Source organism: Trichocoleus sp. DQ-A2 (assembly GCF_039961915.1).
Lineage (GTDB): Bacteria > Cyanobacteriota > Cyanobacteriia > Cyanobacteriales > FACHB-T130 > FACHB-T130.
Genome location: NZ_JAMPKD010000021.1, coordinates 95,621 through 115,660 on the forward strand (window position 1 = coordinate 95,621; position 20,040 = coordinate 115,660).

20 protein-coding genes and 1 pseudogene are annotated in these 20,040 nt (G+C 47.1%); 13 read left to right on the forward strand and 8 right to left on the reverse strand.

Annotated features, from left to right (window positions below; all coding sequences use genetic code 11):
• Nucleotides 1-20: 20 nt before the first annotated feature.
• Nucleotides 21-1,610 carry a Na+/H+ antiporter gene (locus NC997_RS20020; protein ID WP_347276051.1) on the forward strand — a complete coding sequence of 530 codons (1,590 nt, stop codon included), beginning with the start codon at nucleotides 21-23 and terminating at the stop codon, nucleotides 1,608-1,610.
• Here NC997_RS20020 and NC997_RS20025 read toward each other — a convergent pair.
• Together NC997_RS20025 and NC997_RS20030 are read right to left on the reverse strand one after the other, a co-directional pair.
• Complete coding sequence (locus NC997_RS20025; RefSeq protein ID WP_190432730.1) at nucleotides 1,576-2,283, reverse strand: TrkA family potassium uptake protein; 708 nt, start codon at nucleotides 2,281-2,283, stop codon at nucleotides 1,576-1,578. The genes NC997_RS20020 and NC997_RS20025 overlap by 35 nt on opposite strands.
• Nucleotides 2,284-2,486: 203 nt before the next feature.
• Complete coding sequence (locus tag NC997_RS20030; RefSeq protein ID WP_190525198.1) at nucleotides 2,487-3,533, reverse strand: WD40 repeat domain-containing protein; 1,047 nt, start codon at nucleotides 3,531-3,533, stop codon at nucleotides 2,487-2,489.
• 93 nt (nucleotides 3,534-3,626) lie between these two features.
• On the opposite strand from NC997_RS20030, the gene der reads away from it, so the two are divergent.
• The 9 genes from der (at nucleotide 3,627) to NC997_RS20075 (ending at nucleotide 12,457) form a co-directional block, all read left to right on the forward strand.
• Nucleotides 3,627-4,991 carry a ribosome biogenesis GTPase Der gene (gene der / locus NC997_RS20035; RefSeq protein ID WP_190525200.1) on the forward strand — a complete coding sequence of 455 codons (1,365 nt, stop codon included), beginning with the start codon at nucleotides 3,627-3,629 and terminating at the stop codon, nucleotides 4,989-4,991.
• 71 nt (nucleotides 4,992-5,062) lie between these two features.
• On the forward strand, nucleotides 5,063-6,022 hold the full coding sequence (locus NC997_RS20040) for a CbiQ family ECF transporter T component (RefSeq protein ID WP_190525201.1): 960 nt from the start codon (nucleotides 5,063-5,065) through the stop codon (nucleotides 6,020-6,022).
• Nucleotides 6,023-6,037: 15 nt separating this feature from the next.
• Entirely contained in the window at nucleotides 6,038-7,462 is a 1,425-nt protein-coding gene (locus tag NC997_RS20045; RefSeq protein ID WP_190525203.1) for an anthranilate synthase component I, read from the forward strand.
• An 88-nt stretch (nucleotides 7,463-7,550) separates the two neighbouring features.
• Nucleotides 7,551-7,943: a holo-ACP synthase gene (gene acpS / locus NC997_RS20050; RefSeq protein ID WP_190525206.1), complete on the forward strand. Its 393-nt coding sequence runs from the start codon at nucleotides 7,551-7,553 to the stop codon at nucleotides 7,941-7,943.
• Between the two features lie 190 nt (nucleotides 7,944-8,133).
• Nucleotides 8,134-8,403 (forward strand): transcriptional coactivator PipX, encoded by a 270-nt coding sequence (pipX, locus tag NC997_RS20055; RefSeq protein ID WP_190410751.1) that lies wholly within the window; start codon nucleotides 8,134-8,136, stop codon nucleotides 8,401-8,403.
• 85 nt (nucleotides 8,404-8,488) lie between these two features.
• On the forward strand, nucleotides 8,489-9,160 hold the full coding sequence (locus NC997_RS20060; RefSeq protein WP_190525208.1) for a YggS family pyridoxal phosphate-dependent enzyme: 672 nt from the start codon (nucleotides 8,489-8,491) through the stop codon (nucleotides 9,158-9,160).
• A gap of 197 nt (nucleotides 9,161-9,357) precedes the next feature.
• The gene (locus tag NC997_RS20065) at nucleotides 9,358-9,948 is read left to right on the forward strand and encodes a cell division protein SepF (RefSeq protein ID WP_190525210.1); all 591 of its coding nucleotides are present in this window, start codon (nucleotides 9,358-9,360) and stop codon (nucleotides 9,946-9,948) included.
• 109 nt (nucleotides 9,949-10,057) lie between these two features.
• Nucleotides 10,058-10,870: a pyrroline-5-carboxylate reductase gene (gene proC, locus NC997_RS20070; RefSeq protein ID WP_190525212.1), complete on the forward strand. Its 813-nt coding sequence runs from the start codon at nucleotides 10,058-10,060 to the stop codon at nucleotides 10,868-10,870.
• 60 nt (nucleotides 10,871-10,930) lie between these two features.
• Nucleotides 10,931-12,457: a VanZ family protein gene (locus NC997_RS20075; RefSeq protein WP_190525214.1), complete on the forward strand. Its 1,527-nt coding sequence runs from the start codon at nucleotides 10,931-10,933 to the stop codon at nucleotides 12,455-12,457.
• A gap of 69 nt (nucleotides 12,458-12,526) precedes the next feature.
• On the opposite strand, the gene plsY is transcribed toward NC997_RS20075, so the two are convergent.
• The 4 genes from plsY to NC997_RS20095 all read right to left on the reverse strand — a co-directional run bounded on the left by plsY (nucleotide 12,527) and on the right by NC997_RS20095 (nucleotide 15,936).
• Entirely contained in the window at nucleotides 12,527-13,201 is a 675-nt protein-coding gene (plsY, locus tag NC997_RS20080) for a glycerol-3-phosphate 1-O-acyltransferase PlsY (protein WP_190410746.1), read from the reverse strand.
• Nucleotides 13,202-13,237: 36 nt separating this feature from the next.
• The gene (locus NC997_RS20085) at nucleotides 13,238-14,536 is read right to left on the reverse strand and encodes a DUF3086 domain-containing protein (RefSeq protein WP_190525216.1); all 1,299 of its coding nucleotides are present in this window, start codon (nucleotides 14,534-14,536) and stop codon (nucleotides 13,238-13,240) included.
• Between the two features lie 66 nt (nucleotides 14,537-14,602).
• Nucleotides 14,603-15,001, reverse strand: a complete 399-nt coding sequence (locus NC997_RS20090; protein WP_190410744.1) for a DUF3119 family protein — start codon at nucleotides 14,999-15,001, stop codon at nucleotides 14,603-14,605.
• 137 nt (nucleotides 15,002-15,138) lie between these two features.
• Nucleotides 15,139-15,936: an MlaE family lipid ABC transporter permease subunit gene (locus NC997_RS20095; protein ID WP_190410743.1), complete on the reverse strand. Its 798-nt coding sequence runs from the start codon at nucleotides 15,934-15,936 to the stop codon at nucleotides 15,139-15,141.
• Between the two features lie 292 nt (nucleotides 15,937-16,228).
• Between NC997_RS20095 and NC997_RS20100 the strand changes: the two genes are divergently transcribed.
• Nucleotides 16,229-16,522 (forward strand): hypothetical protein, encoded by a 294-nt coding sequence (locus NC997_RS20100; RefSeq protein ID WP_190410742.1) that lies wholly within the window; start codon nucleotides 16,229-16,231, stop codon nucleotides 16,520-16,522.
• Nucleotides 16,523-16,711: 189 nt separating this feature from the next.
• Here NC997_RS20100 and glgA read toward each other — a convergent pair whose 3' ends face one another.
• A complete protein-coding gene (gene glgA / locus NC997_RS20105) occupies nucleotides 16,712-18,184 on the reverse strand; it encodes a glycogen synthase GlgA (RefSeq protein ID WP_190525218.1) in 1,473 nt (490 codons plus the stop codon).
• A gap of 190 nt (nucleotides 18,185-18,374) precedes the next feature.
• On the opposite strand from glgA, the pseudogene NC997_RS20110 reads away from it, so the two are divergent.
• Nucleotides 18,375-18,939, forward strand: a pseudogene (locus tag NC997_RS20110) (Uma2 family endonuclease).
• A 200-nt stretch (nucleotides 18,940-19,139) separates the two neighbouring features.
• Nucleotides 19,140-19,301, forward strand: coding sequence for a hypothetical protein (locus tag NC997_RS20115; RefSeq protein ID WP_190525220.1), 162 nt, complete (start codon nucleotides 19,140-19,142; stop codon nucleotides 19,299-19,301).
• A 35-nt stretch (nucleotides 19,302-19,336) separates the two neighbouring features.
• Here the strand turns inward: NC997_RS20115 and NC997_RS20120 are convergent, their stop codons facing one another.
• Entirely contained in the window at nucleotides 19,337-19,900 is a 564-nt protein-coding gene (locus NC997_RS20120) for a hypothetical protein (protein ID WP_190525222.1), read from the reverse strand.
• Nucleotides 19,901-20,040: the final 140 nt, after the last annotated feature.

The window sequence follows — 20,040 nt, forward strand, 5'->3', positions numbered from 1 at the left end:
GGCTAAGCGAGCGATCGCTCATGGCAGTCCCGACGGTCACAGGCAGCGAGAATCAGGGAAATGTTGCTGAATTAGTCATTTTTCTGATCGTCTTGTTGTTGGTTGCCACGGGGGTTGCCTTACTATCTCGACGATTTCGGATTCCCTACATTACAGGGTTAGTATTGGCAGGGTTAGCGATTACAGAGCTTTTGCCAGGTCGCATCCGTCTCGATTCCTCCCTGATTTTTAATCTTTTTTTGCCGATTCTACTGTTTGAATCGGCAATTAATACCGACGTCAGTCGTCTACGCAGCACATTTAAACCCATTGCTTTGTTAGCCGGAGTGGGCTTTCCCCTCTGCGCTGCCATCACCTCAGTCTTGCTGAAACTAGAACTGGGCTTAGATTGGGTTCCCGCCTTGCTAGTTGGGGTCATTTTGTCAATTACAGATACCGCCTTAGTGATTGCGGTTTTCAAGGAAGTATCTGTTCCCCACCGACTGGTCACGCTCGTAGAAGGTGAAAGCTTAGTCAACGATGATGTGGCGCTAGTCTTATTTAGCCTAATCTTGACTGCAAATTCAACTGGGTCATTAACGCCCCTTGATGTCGTACAAGCATTTTTGTTCGTGATTGTCGGCGGAATCTTAGTTGGCTTAGCCTTGGGCTATCTCAGTATTGGTTTATTTAGCCAAGCAGACGATCCTCTCAGCGTGATTCTACTCACGGTTGCCGTAGCGCTGGGAGCCTTTCAACTAGGCGAATTTTTCCACGTATCCGGCGTGGTTGCGGTTGTGGTGGCAGGACTGATTGTCGGCAACCTGGGGGTTTCTCGCAGTACCTCTGCTTCCACTCAAGTGACCTTGTTCAGCTTCTGGGAATTTGCCGGGTTTGGTGTTAATACCTTTATTTTCTTACTCATCGGCTTAGAGATTAATCTCATCACCCTTTGGCAGACGCTACCCGCCGTTCTTCTCGCACTGATTGCCTACCAAGTCGGGAGGGCACTCACCGTTTATCCACTCTTGGACTTGGTGCGTTTTTTTGACAAACCCATTCCTGTGAAATGGCGGCACGTTCTCTTTTTGGGCAATATTAAAGGCTCGCTTTCAACCGCCTTGGCTTTAAGCTTACCGGCTAATTTGCCAGGGCGAGATAAGCTGGTTGTCATTGTCTTAGGGATTGTGCTGCTGTCGTTGGTGGGGCAGGGAGTAAGTTTACCGGGGTTTGTAAGACGTTTAAAGCTCGATCAGCATTCAAAATCACGGCAGCAGATCGAAGAATTGCAAGCTCAATTGATGACTGCCAAAGCAGCGCAGGATGAATTAGAGAGTCTCCTGAAATCGGGAGTTTTACCAAAATCAATCTACGAAGAGATGCGAGCCGCTTATCAGGTGCGAGTGGCAGCTTCTGAAAGAACGTTGCGGGAGATATATAATCAGCGTCCAGAAGACTCTGCTGATGAAAGTAGCGATCGCCTAAAATTAGACACGATTCGTCGGCAATTACTATTGGCAGAAAAGCAGGTACTCAATGACGCCCTCCGCAGACGAATTCTCTCAGAAGAAGTGGTGCAAGAACGCATCAAAACCATTAACGAGCAACTTCTAAGTTTGGAAGATGACTAGAACACAATCCTAAGAAATCAATCACTTGATGTAACTTTTCCGATTTCGTAACAACTAGCACGGTTGCTCCCGCCTCTAACACGGTCTTTCCATTTGGAATGACGAGATCGGTGTGGGAATGGGATTGATAGCCAATAATTAAAGAACCACTGGGAAATCGAGAATCCTGAGCGACTTGTGACACGGTATGTCCCGCAATGTCAGACTCCGGTGGAACTTTGAGTTTGAAGACTTCTACCTGACCCTGCTCAAAGTGCATCATCGATTCCACTTGGGGATATTCGATCGCATTCACCATTGTGGTCACGGCTAGGTCAACCGTACTGATGACATGATGCGCTCCGGCAATCCGATAAGGTTCGGCAAAATCACCTTGGCGCATCCGAGTCACAATATGGGAAACCCCATAGTGCTTGGCAAGTGTCACCATTGCCAGATTTAAAGCATCATCGCGGAGGGCAGCAACAACCGCATCTGCCTTGCGAATTCCAGCCTCTATTAGCACTTGCGTACTGACGGCACTGCCTTCAAAAGCCATCGCTCCGACTTGTTCGCGAGCATACCGGCAGGCGGTGGGATCGGTATCGATGATGGCAACCGTGTGTCCTAATTCTACTAATTGTTGGGCTAAGTCCAGCCCGACCAGTCCTGCTCCACCAATCAATACGTACATGGCTAACCTCTGTTGCAGGTATTTACGTCTGACCCTCAAAATCTACAGTGTAGTTGCTGGGTGGCGAAAGGAGTAAATTATCCCAATTGTTACTCAGGGCGATCGCGTTTTTAAATTTGCACCGCAACGGACAATGGCAGAGGAAAGTTGAAAAGCTGGCATCATATCCACTTGAAAATTGTTAATCAGAAAAACTTTCCTATTCACTCTTGAGCAGGCACCTGCCAAATCTTAATGCTGCCATCATGACTGCCAGTCGCTAAAGTTTGCCCATCGGGACTGAAAGCGAAGGAATTTACTTTACTGTCATCTCCTGCCAGAGTGCTTTTGAGTTCGCCAGTGCGAGGATTCCACAGTTTGATTGCATTGTCCAAACTGCCGCTGGCGATTGTCTGTCCCTTGGGGCTGAAAGCAACAGAATTAATTAACGTGGCATTTCCCTTCAAAGTAGCGATCGCTTCCCCGTTACGAGGATTCCACAGCTTGATGGTGCCGTCATTACTGCCACTCGCCAGGAGTTTTCCATCGGGACTGAAGGCGACGGAATTTACCCAGTCAGAATGCCCTTCTAGGGTGCGAATGCGGATGCCCGTGCGCGGATTCCATAAGTTGATCGAGCGATCGGCACTACCACTGGCTAATGTGCCCCCATCAGGGCTAAAGGTAACGCAATTCACCGCATCTAAATTCCCCGTCAGGGTGCGGATGAGTTCCCCGTTGCTCAGCTGCCAAAGCTTGATCGTCTTGTCTAAACCACTGCTGGCTAAAGTTTTTCCATCGGGACTGATGGCAATGGATAAAACTGAGGTGGAATCCCCGTTAAGGGTGTGGATGAGTGCCCCGTTACTGAGTTGCCATATCTTGATGGTGCCGTCATAACTGCCACTGGCGACAAGTTTTTTATCCGGACTAATGGCAACGGCATGAATGGGTTTGATATGTCCTGCTAGGGTACGGATGCGGATACCTTTGGGTAAATTCCACAACTTGATAGTGCCATCTTCACCGCCACTGGCAAGAATCTGCCCATCGGTACTGATGGCGATCGCCTGCACATACTTAGAATGCCCTGTAAGCGTGTTGAGTGGCTGGGCTGGCTGGGATGCCGTAGTTGATGTAGAGGCTAAGGTTAAATCCTCCCCTTTTACAGGGTTGGCAGAGGATTCGAGCGAACTGCATCCAGTCAAAGTCGTCACTGCACCCAAAGCGATCGCCACGAAAACTTTTCCGAACGTTGGCTGATGTGTCATGGATAGTCACCGCAGAAAACATCACGTCTATCCAGGATGGATACAATATAAATTTGGAGCTGTCATCATCCACTCGGATGAGCATATCTGGTTATGTCCCTGCCTGTTGTCGCTATTATCGGTCGCCCGAATGTGGGCAAATCTACTCTTGTCAATCGATTGGCAGGTGTACAAGACGCCATTGTGCATGATGAACCTGGAGTCACGCGCGATCGCACCTATCGTTCCGCCTTCTGGGAAGACCGGGAGTTTGTCATCGTCGATACCGGCGGCTTGGTGTTTAATGATGACACCGAGTTTTTACCCCTGATTCGGGAACAGGCAATGTTGGCACTCTCAGAAGCGAGTGCCGCAATCTTTGTCGTCGATGGTCAGAGTGGGTTAACAGCAGCGGATGAAACGATCGCTGACTGGTTGCGTCAACAACCCGTGCCCGTCCTGCTAGCGGTGAATAAATGCGAATCCTCCGAACAAGGTCTCACCCAAGCAATGGAGTTTTGGGAACTGGGATTGGGCGAACCCTTCCCCGTCTCTGGCATTCATGGGAGTGGTACCGGCGAATTACTCGATGCCCTGATTACCTATATCGTGCCAGCAGGAGAAATCCCAGAAACTGAAGAAATTAAAGTCGCCATTGTCGGACGTCCCAATGTCGGGAAATCTAGCTTGCTGAACGCCTTTGTCGGCGAAAATCGTTCTATCGTTAGCCCGATCTCTGGCACGACCCGCGATGCCATCGATATGGTAGTAGAACGCAACGGTAAAACCTACCGACTGATCGATACCGCCGGGATTCGCAAAAAGAAAAACGTTGAATACGGTCCGGAATTTTTTGGGATTAATCGCGCCTTTAAAGCGATTCGTCGCGCCGACGTGGTTTTGTTAGTCATTGACGCGGTGGATGGCATCACCGAACAAGACCAAAAACTGGCTGGGCGGATTGATGAAGAAGGTCGCGCTTGCGTCATCGTCATCAATAAGTGGGATGCTGTTGAAAAGGATTCCTACACCATCTACGAGTTTGAACGCAACTTTAAAGGACGGTTGAACTTTATCGATTGGGCAGAAACGATTTTTGTCAGCGCTCAAACAGGTCAGCGGGTGGAAAAAATTCTAGATTTAGTGAATACAGCCGCCGAACAACACAAACGCCGCGTCACGACTGCTGTAATTAATGAAGTGCTACAAGAAGCGATTTCTTGGGTTTCCCCGCCCACGACCCGTCAAGGGCGTCAGGGCAAGATTTATTACGGCACCCAAGTGAGCAGCCAACCCCCAGCGATCGCGCTATTTGTCAACGATCCCAAACGCTTCAATGACAACTATCGCCGCTACATCGAAGGTCAATTCCGAAAACAGTTGGGTTTTACTGGAACCCCAGTGCGCTTATTCTGGAGAGGGAAAAAAGTCCGCGAGATGGAAGCGGGCAGTCGTAGTAACCGAGCTACTCGCGTTTAATCGATTAAAAATTAAAAATGTAAAATGAATTTTTGCATTTTTAATTTTTAATGTTTAATTTTTAATTTTCTATGGATTTACTGCGATCGCTGCCTCTGGGGCTGTACCTCGAACAACCAATCACTTGGCTGCATCACCTCGACCCCAGGGTGAAAATAGCTTGGTTGATGAGCTTTCTCATCGCTCCAGTCCTGGCAAATCCCATCTGGCGCATCGCTCTGGCGGTGCTGCTAGTTGCCATTACTGTGACGGCGGCGATTCCATTGCGCGTATGGAAGCAACAAATGGGTTGGCTGTTAATGCTGTGCTTTTTTGTGTTCATCCTGAGCATGATTGCTCCCGATGGGCTAGGAGCGGACTCTCAGCGACGCCTCCCAGCCGATGAAATATCTTTTATTCAGACTGCTACTCCCAAACCAGGAGTTGTCAAATCCGCTGCAACTCAAAAACCAAAGGCGACAAAACCAGTCTCCTCTCAAAACCCTTCAAACTACCGTTACGTGCTGTTCCACCAAGGGCCAGTCAAAATTACTCGCAAGTCCTTGGCGCTAGCGATTAACGTGAGTACCTTACTATTTACCTTAATTTACAGCACCAACCTGTTTTTGCTGACCACAGCTCCAGAGGAGATTACTGCGGGGATCGAGAGTTTGATGCGACCGCTGCGAGCATTCAAATTTCCCGTGACAGAAATTGCTCTAACTTTGACTTTATCGCTGCGCTTTATTCCCCTGGTTTTAGAAGAAGTGCAAAATTTAGTTCGTTCCGTGCGGACACGGGCAATTAACTGGAAAAAACTGGGTATCCGCAAAAGTCTGCAACTTTGGTTGATGGTCGCCGAACGATTGTTAGAAAATCTCCTCTTACGAGCCGAGCAAATTGCTAGCGCCATGAAGGTTCGCGGCTTTACCACTCCCAATAGCCATCGCGTCCAATGGCACCAGTTGCGTCTCAAAAAGAGCGACTGGGCGGGACTGGTGAGTTTGGTCGTACTTTGGGGGGCACGGCTGATGTGGGGATGGGAGAGTTAAGAATTAAAAATTCATATGAAACCTTGGTTTTGGCGATCGCTTCCTCTACAACATCGAACTGGCTCAGAAGTATTCGCCGCCCTGTTTCTGGACGCTGGTAAAATTGCTACCCTACTCGAAAGTCCCTATAATCCGCTCCTTCAACACTCACCTGAAGCCAAGAACGCGATCGCCAGATATTCGATTTGTGCTGGTGCGCCGCGCTTTATAGATGGCGTGCAAGCAGTGTGGACTCCACCCGTTGGCGAGATCCTCCCCTTCCTACGCCGCTTGCGGCAACGTTCTGCCTTCAGGGATGAGTCCCTAAGCTCGTCAGACCTGCCTTTCACTGGCGGCTGGCTGGGATGGCTTGGTTATGACCTCGCTTGGGAGATCGAGCAGCTACCCAATTTAAATTCTGACCCCCTACCATTCCCGGTTGCTTATTGGTATGAACCAGCATCCTTTGCTGTCCTCGACCACTGGGAACAAACCCTATGGCTAGCCGCTAGCGATGAAGCCGAACTCGATTCCCTGCAAAGGTTGCTGGAAAGCCAAACGCAGTACGGGATAGCAGAGGAGCCAGCATCTTCCATCCAAAATCCAAAATCCCCCCATTTCCATTTTTGGACGCCCCAAACTGATTACGAAGATGCGGTGCGGCAAGCGAAAAAGTATATCCGAGCCGGAGATATCTTTCAGGCAAATCTTTCCCTACGCTTTGAAAGCCGCGTAACCGCCAGTCCTTGGGCAATTTATCAAGCGTTACACCAAATCAATCCTTCTCCTTTTGCTAGCTATTGGCAGACCCCGTGGGGGGCACTCATCAGCTGTTCTCCAGAACGGTTGGTTCAGATGCAAGATCGACAAGCGCAAACGCGACCGATTGCGGGAACGCGATCGCGCGGCACTACCCCCGCCCTCGACGAGCATCTGGCGCAAGACTTGATTGCCAATGCCAAAGAAAGAGCCGAACACATTATGTTGGTGGATTTAGAGCGGAACGACTTGGGGCGTGTGTGCGAGTGGGGTTCAGTAGAAGTCAACGAACTTTTCACAATTGAACGCTACAGCCATGTCATGCACCTCGTGAGCAACGTCATCGGCACAATTCGCCCAAACTACGACGCGGTTGACCTGATTCGCGCCTTCTTCCCTGGTGGTACTATCACTGGCTGTCCGAAAGTCCGCTGTATGGAAATCATTGAAGAACTCGAACCCGTGCGGCGCAATTTGTTTTATGGTTCCTGTGGCTTTCTCGATTGGCGCGGACACCTAGATTTAAATATCTTGATCCGCACCCTCCTCTATCCCAATCGTGCCAATGCAGCGATGGTTTACGGACAAGTTGGGGCGGGAATCGTTGCCGATAGCGATCCAGAACGGGAATGGCATGAGTCTCTACACAAAGCGCAAGCTCTGCTGGCAGCCTTGGGAAGTTTTAATGTTATTAGTGATTAGTTCTGGATTAGTCAGTCCAGTGCCTTTGGCGAATGGCTGCCAGACAGGGTTTTGAAGAGCCACTCTTCTATTAGCAATTAGCAACAGAATGATTCGGCTGGGAACGGATATTGTTTATATGCCTAGAATTAAAGCCGCTGTTGAACGCTTTGGCGATCGCTTCTTGCAGCGCGTCTATACTTTTGATGAACAAAAAGATTGCGGCTACATTCAGGGCGATAGCAGTCGCCTTTCTATCAACCAGCTAGCAGGGCGCTGGGCGGCAAAAGAAGCCGTTGCGAAAGCACTGGGAACTGGATGGCGGGGAGTCAGCTACACCGATATTGAGATTCGACGTTTACCCACGGGTGCGCCGCAAGTATTGCTTCACCATTCAGCCGCCGCCCAGATAGCAGGCTGGGAAGATTGTCAGTGGCAACTAAGCATCAGCCATGATGGCGATTATTCGGTAGCCACCGCTATCCTCGTTTGCTCACCCTGAAAAGTGTCGCCAATTCCCAAACATTCTCTCTGAGGTGCCCGAATACAAGCTATCATCTGCATAGTTTGAACTAGAGTGAAACATCTTGGGTTTCAACAGAGAGCGGCTGGCGTGAGTCGCACTGCCGCTTAAACTCTTCGACTTTTCCCAATCTCTCCCTTAGGGATGGGCATTCTTCGCGTGGATGTTAATGAGCAGCGAAACCTATTTAAATCACCCTACATTTGGCTTACTGTACAGAGTGTGTCTGCTTGAGGACAGCCAGGAACTATTTACGACCCTATATGCCCAGCGTCTCTTCTTTTTGGTGAATACCAGTCCTACTGGCATCACGTTTGAACCGATTACCCGCAGCGATGGTCGCCTCATGGTGGAAAACCGTTTGCGAATGCTCCGTCGCAACGGTCAAATGGAGGAGTACACCCAACTTCAGGCTATTCATAAGCGAACATTTCAATAGGGGCAAGCAATTCAAAATTAAAAAATTCTTTTTAATGCAAGCATTTTTAATTTTTGCTTCCCTGTCTATTTTCAAGTGAAGTCAAATGACTGGAGCGATCGCCCAACGCCTTTCTGAAATTCGCCAGCAACTGCCGGAATCTGTCCGCCTCATCGCCGTTACGAAACAGGTTTCCCCTGAAGCCATGCGCGAAGCTTATGCAGCGGGAGTAAGGGATTTCGGCGAAAGTCGCATCTCTGAAGCTGAACTTAAACAAGCGCAACTGCAAGATTTACCAGACATCACCTGGCACCTGATTGGACACCTCCAAAGTAATAAAGCTCGAAAAGCCCTAGAACAATTTCAGTGGATTCACTCGATAGATAGTTTAAAATTAGCCCAACGATTAAACGAACTGGCGCTTGAGCTGTCGCGATCGCCCTTCATCTGCCTGCAAGTGAAACTACTGCCAGATCCCAACAAGTATGGGTGGACAGTTCCTCAACTGCTTGCCGATTTACCAGCCTTGAATGAGTGCTACAATCTGCAAATTCAAGGTTTGATGACAATCCCGCCTTTCGATCTCAAGGCTTCTGAAATCCTGTCAGTTTTCGATAGAACCCGCAAACTAGCCGATGAAATCAGACAGCAAAACTGGTCAAATATTCAAATGCAGCAGCTATCCATGGGAATGTCAGGTGATTACCCGCTAGCTGTGCAATCTGGGGCAACAATGATACGTTTGGGGCGAATTCTTTTTGGAGAACGGGCATCCTGAAAAGCCCCACTATGCTTACAAATGTCAACATCTATTCCAAACAGATGAGTAGGGTAATTAAGAGGCATCGGATATTATATTGCCAGCACGACTATATGATTGTTATTGTCGTTTCCTTAAACTAGGACTGCTGCCTCAAGGGTGCCCTGCGATCCCAGCCCCAAAGTCTAACCTTAAATCGTGATGGAGCGTGAACTGTGAATAATATTTTTTCTAAGCTACGAGATTTCGTGGGTCTCAATGAGCCAGCTCAATACGAGTATGACGAGTACGAAGAAGCCGAGGGAGAAGAGTACCAAAATCTCTATCAAGAACAGCATCCTCAACCGACGACAGCAGAAGAAGAACGTCGCCAGAGCCGTCGGGCGCGGACAAACACACCTGTTGCAAGAGAAATAGAAATGGGGACAACAATGAATAATGTTATTGGGATGCCCGGTTCGGTGAATGGAATTTCGGAAGTGGTCGTAATGGAGCCACGTTCTTTTGAAGAAATGCCCCAAGCGATTCAAGCTTTGCGCGAGCGGAAGTCAGTCGTGCTAAACCTGACAATTATGGACCCAGATCAGGCGCAACGGGCTGTAGACTTTGTTGCCGGTGGCACTTATGCAATCGATGGGCACCAAGAGCGAATCGGCGAAAGTATCTTTCTGTTTACACCGAGCTGTGTTCAAGTCAGTACCCAGACTGGAGTGGTTCACGAAGTGCCTCAACCACAAGTCCGGATTCCCCGTCCCTCTGCCCCCTCCCCAGCTTGGTCAAACGAACCGACCCGGATGGCGCAGTAAAATTTCTGAGTCGAGACGCTTGTTAGCGGTCAATAGTCAGTCGTAACGGCTAAAAACAACTGACCGCCAACAACTGACTTTTCATGCTGATAGGGATTGGGGGACGAGGTTGGCTACTAAATTCGGCATGATTGGTGGCGGGGTAATGGGAGAAGCTCTGTTATCCCGCCTGATGCAAAAACAGCTTTATGCCACAGAAGAAGTCTTGGTGAGTGAGCCGCAAAAAGAGCGGCGAGACTTTTTGGCGCAGCAGTACGGCATCCAGGTGACGGCAGAGAATCGGGCGGTAGCGGCGGCAAAGGATGTGCTGTTACTGGCGATTAAACCTCAAGTGTTTGCAGCGGTGGCGGCAGACTTGGAGAAAGAAATTTCTGCCCAAGCGTTGCCGCCAGTGGTGATTTCGATTATGGCGGGTGTTTCTTTGAGTCAACTGGAAGCAGCTTTTCCCCAGGCTCCAGTAATTCGGGCGATGCCGAATACTCCGGCGACGGTAGGGGCAGGAATGAGTGCGATCGCGCTGGGTCAGCACGCCACCGAACGCCACTTAGAACAGGCAAAGGCGATCTTTCAAGCGGTGGGAGAGGTCGTTGAAGTGCCAGAATCCTTAATGGATGCGGTGACAGGACTTTCGGGTTCGGGTCCCGCTTATGTGGCGCTGATGGTGGAAGCACTCGCAGATGGTGGGGTAGCGGCTGGATTGCCAAGAGCGATCGCGTCTTCGTTAGCCCTGCAAACCGTCTTGGGGACTGCCCATCTGTTGCACGAATCGGGAATGCATCCCGCTCAACTCAAAGACCGTGTGACTAGCCCTGGAGGTACCACCATCGCTGGGATTGCCCAGTTAGAAAGGGCTGGTTTCCGCTCGGCTTTGATTGAGGCAGTGGTGGCGGCTTCTCGGCGCTCTCAGGAGCTTGGTCGTTAATGCATCGCTGAATACTCTTTTCCGGCTGCCAAAAGTAAAATGATTTGTTAAAAATCCTTTATGCGGCAAAAATGGGCAAATAAAGTCTTTATTTTTAGCCTTTTGCTGATACTGGTCGTTACACTTTTTCCTTATGATTTTGCCTTTAAAGAGAATGCTAGTAAAATAAATTATCGCTTTCTCACTTCAGAATTTTTTAAATTAAGAAATTTTTACGACTTAATCACTAACGTTTTATTATTCTCCCCCTTTGGTTTCGTCTTTTCCTGCTTGATGCAGCGAAAAAGATTCCCAGGTATCAAGACACTTGGTTTCATCTTATTAACTTCTTTTTGTTTAAGTTTTACGATTGAGATTTTACAGCTATTTATTCCTTCTCGAAGTTCCTCTTTAGTCGATATTGGTGCTAGTATCCTAGGGGCTTTTATCGGTTCTTTAAGCTTTCGTTTAGGGGAAGATAAAATCCTAGGAGCAGCCTTAAATCTTGTTAGAAGTAGTAAGAGTTTTCTTTCAATCAAAAAGTTAACGGCTGCTTTTATTGGATATATTATATTGATTTTTATAACGACGCTCCTTTGGCAAAATTCTGGAAGTCTCAGTAATTGGAATCACACTTTCCCGCTGAGTCTTGGCAACGAGCCAACCGGAAATAGACCTTGGAAAGGATATATTTCAGAGCTATACGTCGCGAATAAAGCAGTTTCAGATCAAGAAGCAGAATCCGCCTTTTCCTCAGAAATCCCATTTTCTGCAATCAAAAAAGACCTAGTAGCTGTATATCAATTGACAGGTACAGGTAGTTACCCCGATTTAACTGGGCACCTTCCAGATTTATCTTGGCGAGAAAATTCCCCAACTACTCAGGATAAAAGGGGTGTTTCGCTCAATTCAAATCATTGGCTAGAGACAAAAAGCTCTGTAGCCTTGATGACACAAAAGATTGCCGCAACTTCTCAATTTACAATAGGTGCTGTTGTTGCTACTGCTGACACAATGCAGGCTGGCCCTGCTCGAATTATTTCCCTTTCAGCAGATGATGAAAGCCGCAATTTTACCCTTGGGCAAAAGGGAGCGGATTTGGTGTTTCGAGTGCGAACTCCAGTCACCGGAAAAAATGCAACAAGCTATCAACTAGCTGTTCCAAATGTTTTTGGTGACACCAAGAATCATCAGATACTTCTTACCTATGAAGGGTCAATTCTTAAAATTTATATAGATGGATTGAAACAACCTTACTCGCTGAAACTGATTCCAGAGGTGATGATTTTTCAGCTATTACCTTTTGATGCTAATAGTATTAATCTAGAAATCTACAAGATTTTCTATTATGGATTGATTTTTATCCCTATTGGCTTCTTTCTAGCACTCATTAGTGCAAGAGCCAGAGGAAAACTTATTTTTTATGCCGTATTGCTTTTTGGAGGAATTTTATTTCCATCTCTAATATTAGAAGCCGTATTAGCGATTGGAACCCAGAGAGCAATTAGGCTGGATAATCTACTATTTAGCATGGCACTAGCTGTTAGCACCATGCTGGTAGTGAAAAGGTGGGCTAACTCTTGGTTACGCCGGGAGATAATAGCATAAAAACGAGTAAGGAGCAAAATGACGTTTAGTATCAAAACGCCTACGCATCTTTATAAGTTAGGAAATAAGTTAGGAACTTTGTTCGGGTTCTGTTGATAATTTTTGACCGATTTGGGGTTCGGTACCGGCAAGTAAACGCTCAATGTTGCTCTGGTGTCGCCAGATGACGTAGATACCGCCAGCGATCGCAAAGATTAGATAAGGTAACGGCTGCTTGAAAATTAACATCCAAACCGAAACCGCGATCGCACCCGCAATGGAACCGAGGGAAACAATTCGGGAAAAGGCAATAACTGTGCCAAACACCGCTGCTGTTCCCAACGCCACAGGTAAGGACATGGCAAATAAAACGCCCAGGCTCGTGGCAACTGATTTCCCGCCCGTGAAGTTCAGCCAGACAGATTTACTATGACCGATGCTGGCAGCGAATCCGGTGCCAGCGACTAACCAAGATTCCCAGGTGACAGGCAGGACAGACGTTGGCGCAAAAGTTGGCGCGAAGGCATAGAAGGCGTAAACCAAAGCGATCGCGCCGACTCCTTTAAATAGATCGATCAGTAACACCGCGATGGCTGGCCCTTTTCCCAAGTTTCTGAGAACATTGGTGGCACCTGTAGAACCAGATCCCTGCTCTCGAATATCAATCCCTTTGAGCCAGCGTCCTGCCAAATAACCCGTAGGAATCGAGCCTAAGAGATAGGCTGCGATTAACAATGCCCCACTTAAAGCCAGCTGTAGACCCATCTAACGCCTCTTGCTTGTAGCTCAATTAGTCTGTCGCTAATATCTCATATCGGCGGACATCTGCTGAGGATCGGGTGCAAAAGCTAACCACAGGGGAAATTGCAGTAGCGACAGATTAATTTGATCTTCTGTCTCATCAATGATAATCAGCGGCATCTGCCGTTCCTTGACGAGACGCTCTGCCTTTTGCACAACTGCTTCTGAGGATTCAAACAAAACGATTCCCTGTTCTGGACCAAAATCAGAGCGGGAAATGCCCAGACAGTCTTGCAAACCCCGCCGCCATTCTCCCAATCGTTCTGGGGAGTTAGCGAGGATCAGGGCACGAACGCGATCGCCATACAGCGTGCTTAATACCGAGATGACGGAAGAAGCAATCAGGATATTTTGCAGGCGACTGCCCATTGTCCGCAAAGCGCCTCTTCCTCCTTGCGTGAAAAACCAGTTCGCAACTCGCTCCGCATGAACCGGCTCAAAGGTACGACGCAATTGCCAGGGCGGGCCATAATAGTCAGGTCGCGTCCGGTACTGGTCTAAAATACTGCGAATTTGTTTTGCAGTTGATTGAAAGCTCTGTTCTGTAAATTTGGGGTTTACAGGCGATGCAGCCTTCGACTCTTCCACGACTGGAACTGCCTTCGGGGGTTCTGGTTCCTTCTGGAGTTGCAATTCTTCTGCCGCTACTACCAAATCTTGTAAGCTACCGACCAGATAATCTTTAAAGCCTTGCACCCGAATGGCTAATTCTTGGGAGGTGCCAGCAAAGGTTCTTCGCATTTCCTCTCGGATGCGTTCCCGTCGTCGTTCCAGTTGTTCAACGGAAATTTGTAGTGTTTGTCTGCGTTGTTCCAGATCGTTCAAAGACTCCTGCACCAGACGGTTTAACGCCGCTTGGGTTTGAGCCAGCTGGTCTTGCAGAACTTTATTATGAGAAGCTTGCAGGGCGGCAATTTCCTGAATTAATGCCTCTTCCTGCTGTTGTAAATCAGCCACCCGTTGCTCTAAAACAGAGACGGAATTTTCCATCGCTACTGTTATATTTGGCTCCTCAGCATTATCTGATTCCTCAACAACGGCGACTACAGTTATATCTGGCTCCTCAGGCTCCTCAGAATTATCTGATTCCTCAACAACGGCGGCAATTTCCGCTTCTGAATCATCAAATGCCTCCACAACAGCGGCAATTTGTAATGCTATAAGATTGTCTGAGGCTGGATCGGCAGTTACAGTTTCCTCTTCTGGCGCTTCTAAATTGTCCGATGCTTCAACAACTGGCTGTTGCTTTTGTTCTTGCTCTTGTTCTTGTTCTTGGGTTTGAGGTTCGTCTGAATTCATCTAACAATTAACACTTAACAACTAACAATTAACTACTCATCTGTAAGGACGCGCATCTGTGTATCCCTACGCACTTGCTTTTGGACAGCGTTGTTCCAAGCAAGTTTTTAGCATTTTGGGATCGAAGAGAACCGGCAAAAAGTGAATGCTTTTAACTTCTTTGAAGTAAAACAGAATCGGCACTGGAGTCCAGAATATCTGCCAATTTTGCCATTCTTGGTAGGGAAAACGCCGAATTAAGGTTTGGGAACGATAAACATCTAATGCTGTTTCGGTGAATTGCAGGCGAATCGTTGCCGCCTGAAACAGCAAGAACAAACCAAATGCAGCGATCGCTAAACTCACCCAAGGTTGAACGAATAACAGCCCAATCGAAGCCGCTACTAACACCAAAGGAATTGCGTAGCTGGGTGCCAGTTCAACAGTTTGTGAAGGTAAAGAAGATGTAGTAGTAGTCACAGGCATAAACCCGATATTGTAAACTATCGTACTAGACCTACCCACTTTCTTAGCGTTCAAGCTGAAGTGGGGCGGCAGTTCAAATCCTGATTCGAGATTCAAGCTCAGGATTGCAACTTTATTTATTTTAAAGGTTTTCCGCCTCAGACCCCTTTAAGTACGGCACTGCCCGTTCCCTGAAACATCAACCACGATAAGAAAAAGTTAGAAATAAAGATAGCTAGCAAAGCTGTGACGACTGCTGTGGTGGTCGATTGTCCAACACCTTTTGCTCCCCCAGTGGTTGTTAAGCCCCAACTGCAACCAATTACGGCAATCAGCGCCCCAAAGAAAAATGCCTTAATTAAGGCACTACACAAATCCCAGACTTGCAGGAAATTCCGGGCAGACTCTAAAAATACATTTGGGGCAATTCCGTAGAGATTTCTGGCAATGAGCAATCCCCCTGCCATGCCAGTGAGGATAGACAAAATGGTTAAAACTGGCAGCATTAAGCAGCAGGCGATCGCGCGGGGAATCACTAGGTAATCAATCGGGTCGGTTTTCAGCATATAGAGGGCGTCGATTTGCTCGGTGACGCGCATCGTGCCAATTTCAGCGGCAAACGCCGAACCGACTCGTCCTGCCAAAATCACGGCAGTCAGGACAGGGCCAAGTTCCCGGCATAAGGAAAGCGCTAACACTCCGCCCACAGCACTGCCCGCACCCAAGTTGACAAATTCTCGCGCCACCTGAATGGTGAATACCATGCCGACAAAACCGGCTGTTACCAACGCAATCAAGAGCGATTCTGGGCCAACCATCGCCATTTGGTCGAGGGTGTTGCGCCGATGGATTTTTTTTGTCAGAAGGTGAACGACCACCTGCCCACCCAGCAAAATCGCCGCCAGCAACCGCTGACCCCATAACTCTAAGCTGGAACTGGAAGGAGTCTCGCTCAAGGATGTCCTGCTGACTCAACGACTTTGTAAAGCATAGCTGATGAGTGGCGACGACCTACAAGAATCTCTTTTGTACTGTTCGCACGGCTCTGGCTCAGCACTCTGGGCGCGGGGCTGGGGAATCGCTGGGAGATTCCTGAGATATATTTACGGACTTTAAACAAGATTTTTAAGGTTTATTTAAGATTTCTGACAGATCGGGATAGTGACAGCGATCGCTTCTATCGTATATAGAGGTTCAAAGTAACGTTCCCAATTCCCCGCTCGGCAGTTCATTCGCACTTACAGTTTCATGAACATTTTGCCTAACTATTTCCGTTCCCTACTCTTGACGAGTTTTCTTAGCTTCACCGCCCCGATTCTGCTGTTCGCTAGTGTGTTGGCAAGTCTGTCCATACTAGGTTACATTCCCCTCCTTGAAGCAGTCAGTCAGTGCGGCAGAGCGGTAATTTTAGAGTTTCTTACCGTCTTCGGCAGCGGATGTTCCATTGAAGGTCTCCTCGTAATCGGTTTTACCTGTAGCGTTGCTGGAGCCATGTTTGACACCTACGCCTTTTATCGTTACCAAAATTTACGTGGAAATTAATCTTCGGCGATCGCTTTCGTCGTTGCCTAATCTCCAACCCTCAACAAGAGTTCTGCCGCGCGATCGCAGTTCTGACTGAATTTGTTAGAGAATGCCGTCTCTACCCAAGTTAGGTAAGATTGTGCCCCCAAAAGCGAGGCACAACCACAAAAGACTTACTTTACAGATTCCACCGATCGCAATTTCGCTTCATTTGTGTCGGATCTGGTCGTAAATCTTCAAATATTCCGCCCCTGGATCTTTCCACGAGTAGTCATACTCCATACCCTGGAGCGCAAACTGACGAAACTCTTCGGGATGGTTGTACCACAGCTTAAAAGCACGCTCCATTGCTGATTCAAACGCAGGCTCATCACTGTGCTCAAACACAAAACCATTCCGTTTTTCCGGGGGCTTTGTTTGGTCGTAGTCTCGGTCAAACACCGTATTCACCAGTCCACCAACTGCCCGCACGACTGGCACCGTGCCGTACTTTAAGCCAATCATCTGAGTCAGTCCGCAGGGTTCGTAGTTGCTAGGGACAATAATCATATCCGCCCCTGCATAGATCAGGTGGGATAACTCTTCATTAAAGCCAAGTTCTAGATGAACGTCAGGATTCTCATTCAAAAAGGCTTTTTCGTGCTGGAAATGGGTATTGATTCCCGGTTCCGTTGCCGAACCCAACAACACAAATTGCGCCCCATTGTTGAGTGCGTAGTAGATCGCATGATGGACAAGATGAACGCCTTTTTGAGCGTCTAAGCGACCGATGTAAGCAACGATGGGTTTATCAACGTCGCGAAGTAGAAGTCTCTCCCGGAGGGCTTTTTTAGTCTCGGCTTTCCCTTCTAGATTCTCTTTGCTGTAATGAGCGGGTATATAGCGATCGCTTTCGGGATTCCAAAAATCATGATCGATGCCGTTGAGTACGCCAGTGAATTTGTCCTGGTGCAGATGTAAGGTATGACCTAAACCAGAGCCAATCTCCGTGCAGCGAGCTTCCCAAGCATGGTGAGGCGAAACGGTCGTCACAGCGTTGGCATAAACAATCCCCCCTTTCATAAAGTTCAAGGCAAAAGGGTTGAAGTTATCTTGCAGGCGATCGTAAGTGAAGTAGTAAGATTCGTTATTCAGCCCGGTTGCCCACAGGGTCTCTTGACCGCCCATCCCTTGGTGTTTGAAATTGTGAATGGTGTAGCAAACCCGTTGAAGACCCATCTCATACTTGTAATTCTCGAAGAGCATGACTGGAATTAAGCCGGTCTGCCAGTCATGGCAATGAATGATATCGGGTCTTTTGTTGCTTTGCAGTAGAAATTCTAAAGCGGCTTTGCTGAAGAACGCAAACCGCATATTGTCATCGTTGCACCCGTAATAACAGCCTCGATTGAAGAAATTATCTTCAGAGTGAGGTTCGATAAAGAAACACACCCGCCCGTGTACCCAACCGCAATAAACAGAACAGTGGACTTTACCGCCATACCAGGGTACCCACAAGTCGCGGTAAGCATCGTGGAGTCCCCAGATGTGGTCGTACCGCATGCAATCGTACTTAGGCAAAATCAGCTCGACGCAATTTCCCTGATTTTCTAACTCCCGACTCAGCCCGTAAACGACATCTCCCAAACCACCAGCTTTGATGACCGGAGCGCATTCAGAGGCAATTTGTACGATGTACATCCTTACTCCTCCTGAGATAGAAATCTATTTTCTTAATTTCACAAAAGTATATATACACCTCAGCAATAGCGACCCCGCCATTCGGTATAAACAAGCCGGACATCGTAGTTTGATTCCGGCTGCGTCCGCTGAATGCGACCCGTAAAATAGAGAGCAAAGCTCGTCTGAGTTTTTTTGGAGGCGATCGCAAATGGTCAGGACACCATCTAAACCCTTAACCTTGGAAGAGTTTCTGAAGCTACCTGAAACCAAACCCGCTAGCGAATACATAGATGGTCAAATTATTCAAAAGCCTATGCCGCTGGGGAAACACAGCATAATTCAAACAGAACTACCCACTGCTATCAATGCAGTTGTTAAACCTCAACGTGTTGCAAGAGCTTTTTCAGAACTGCGATGTACTTTTGACGGACGTTCAATTGTTCCTGATGTCTCAGTGTTTACCTGGGATAAAATTCCCCGCGATGAGAATGGCGAAATTGCTAACGTTTTTCAAATAGCTTCTGATTGGGTAATTGAAATCTTATCTCCCGACCAAAGCCAAACGAAAATCACCAAAAAAATTCTGCATTGTCTAAAATATGCAACTCTAATGGGTTGGTTGATCGATCCAAAAGAGCAAACAGTGTTTTTTTATCTTCCAACTCAACTTTTAGAAGTATTTGATGATCCAGAACTAGCAACTTCCTGTACCATCTTTTGCTAGTGATCTGCGACTTACAGTAGGGGAGTTATTTGGTTGGTTGTTGGAGTAACTTAAATTAAATAGCGATCGCGTCTTGGTTTGTTCGAGTTGTGCGATCGCTTCCCTTTTTTTTTAAAATTTTTACCTCTCGATCCGGATCATTATTAACTAGCTGGTAAGTTCTAGATAGAAACCTACTACTTGCAAGCTATCCATATGAATTACAACTCATTGTCTGATTCTGACCTGCGGAATCTACATGAAAGCCTTGTGAACGAAAAATTAAAGCTTGAAGATGAACTCTGGAAATTAGGAGTACATTCAGAAATCCTAGGCGCAGTAAAGCAAAAAATATTTGACTTAGCAGAAAAAGAAAGGAGTGTTGAGTCGATTGCTGAACTCCTCCTACAGCGTCAAAGTATAGATTATTAAAGCTATTCTGTAATAATAGTATATATTCGTTTTTGCTAAGTAATCCTTTGTTTCAAGTAGTCTATTCGGTGTTCAATCTCCTGTCTTGCCAAGATATCTAAATCTTCCGGTATCCTATTTTTTATAGCATTCAAAGCTTCTGCATAAATATTAAGGTTAGATAAAGTTTGATGGATTGGTGGCTCCCGCAAGAGATTTGTTCTTCGAGTTAGTATAGAGTTATAAATTAGCTCTAAATATTTCTCAATTTCCCAGTAAAATCTTTTAACAGTATCCTTATTTTCTTTTAATTCAGGGAACTTTTCTAAAGCAGCCTTGGCAGCTTTTTTTGCTAACATATCTCGATTAGATAACCACTCTAAAGCTTCTTTTAGTGGACGACTACCATTAGGCTCTAGTCTAGATTTTAATTCAGATTCTGTTATTTCTACCTCTTTATCAAGATTTACTACTTTTTCTATTTTAGAAACCACCTCCGCACGATTTATTTTTAATAAATCCTCTTTTTGCTTTTGAATCCGTACTTTGTATTCAACCAGTGCTAGCTTAGCAGCGGATGCTCCACGTTTTACCAACTCTTCTTTTGCATCCGGTTTCAAATTGAAGTTCAAGGGCGTAAAACCTGATAAGTGCTTATGTAAAATAAATTACACATAATAAAAAGTAGAATAAGCTAAAACAAAAGTCAAGAAAACAAGAGACTTATGAGATTTATTAGAGATTTAAGCCGAGAAACTCA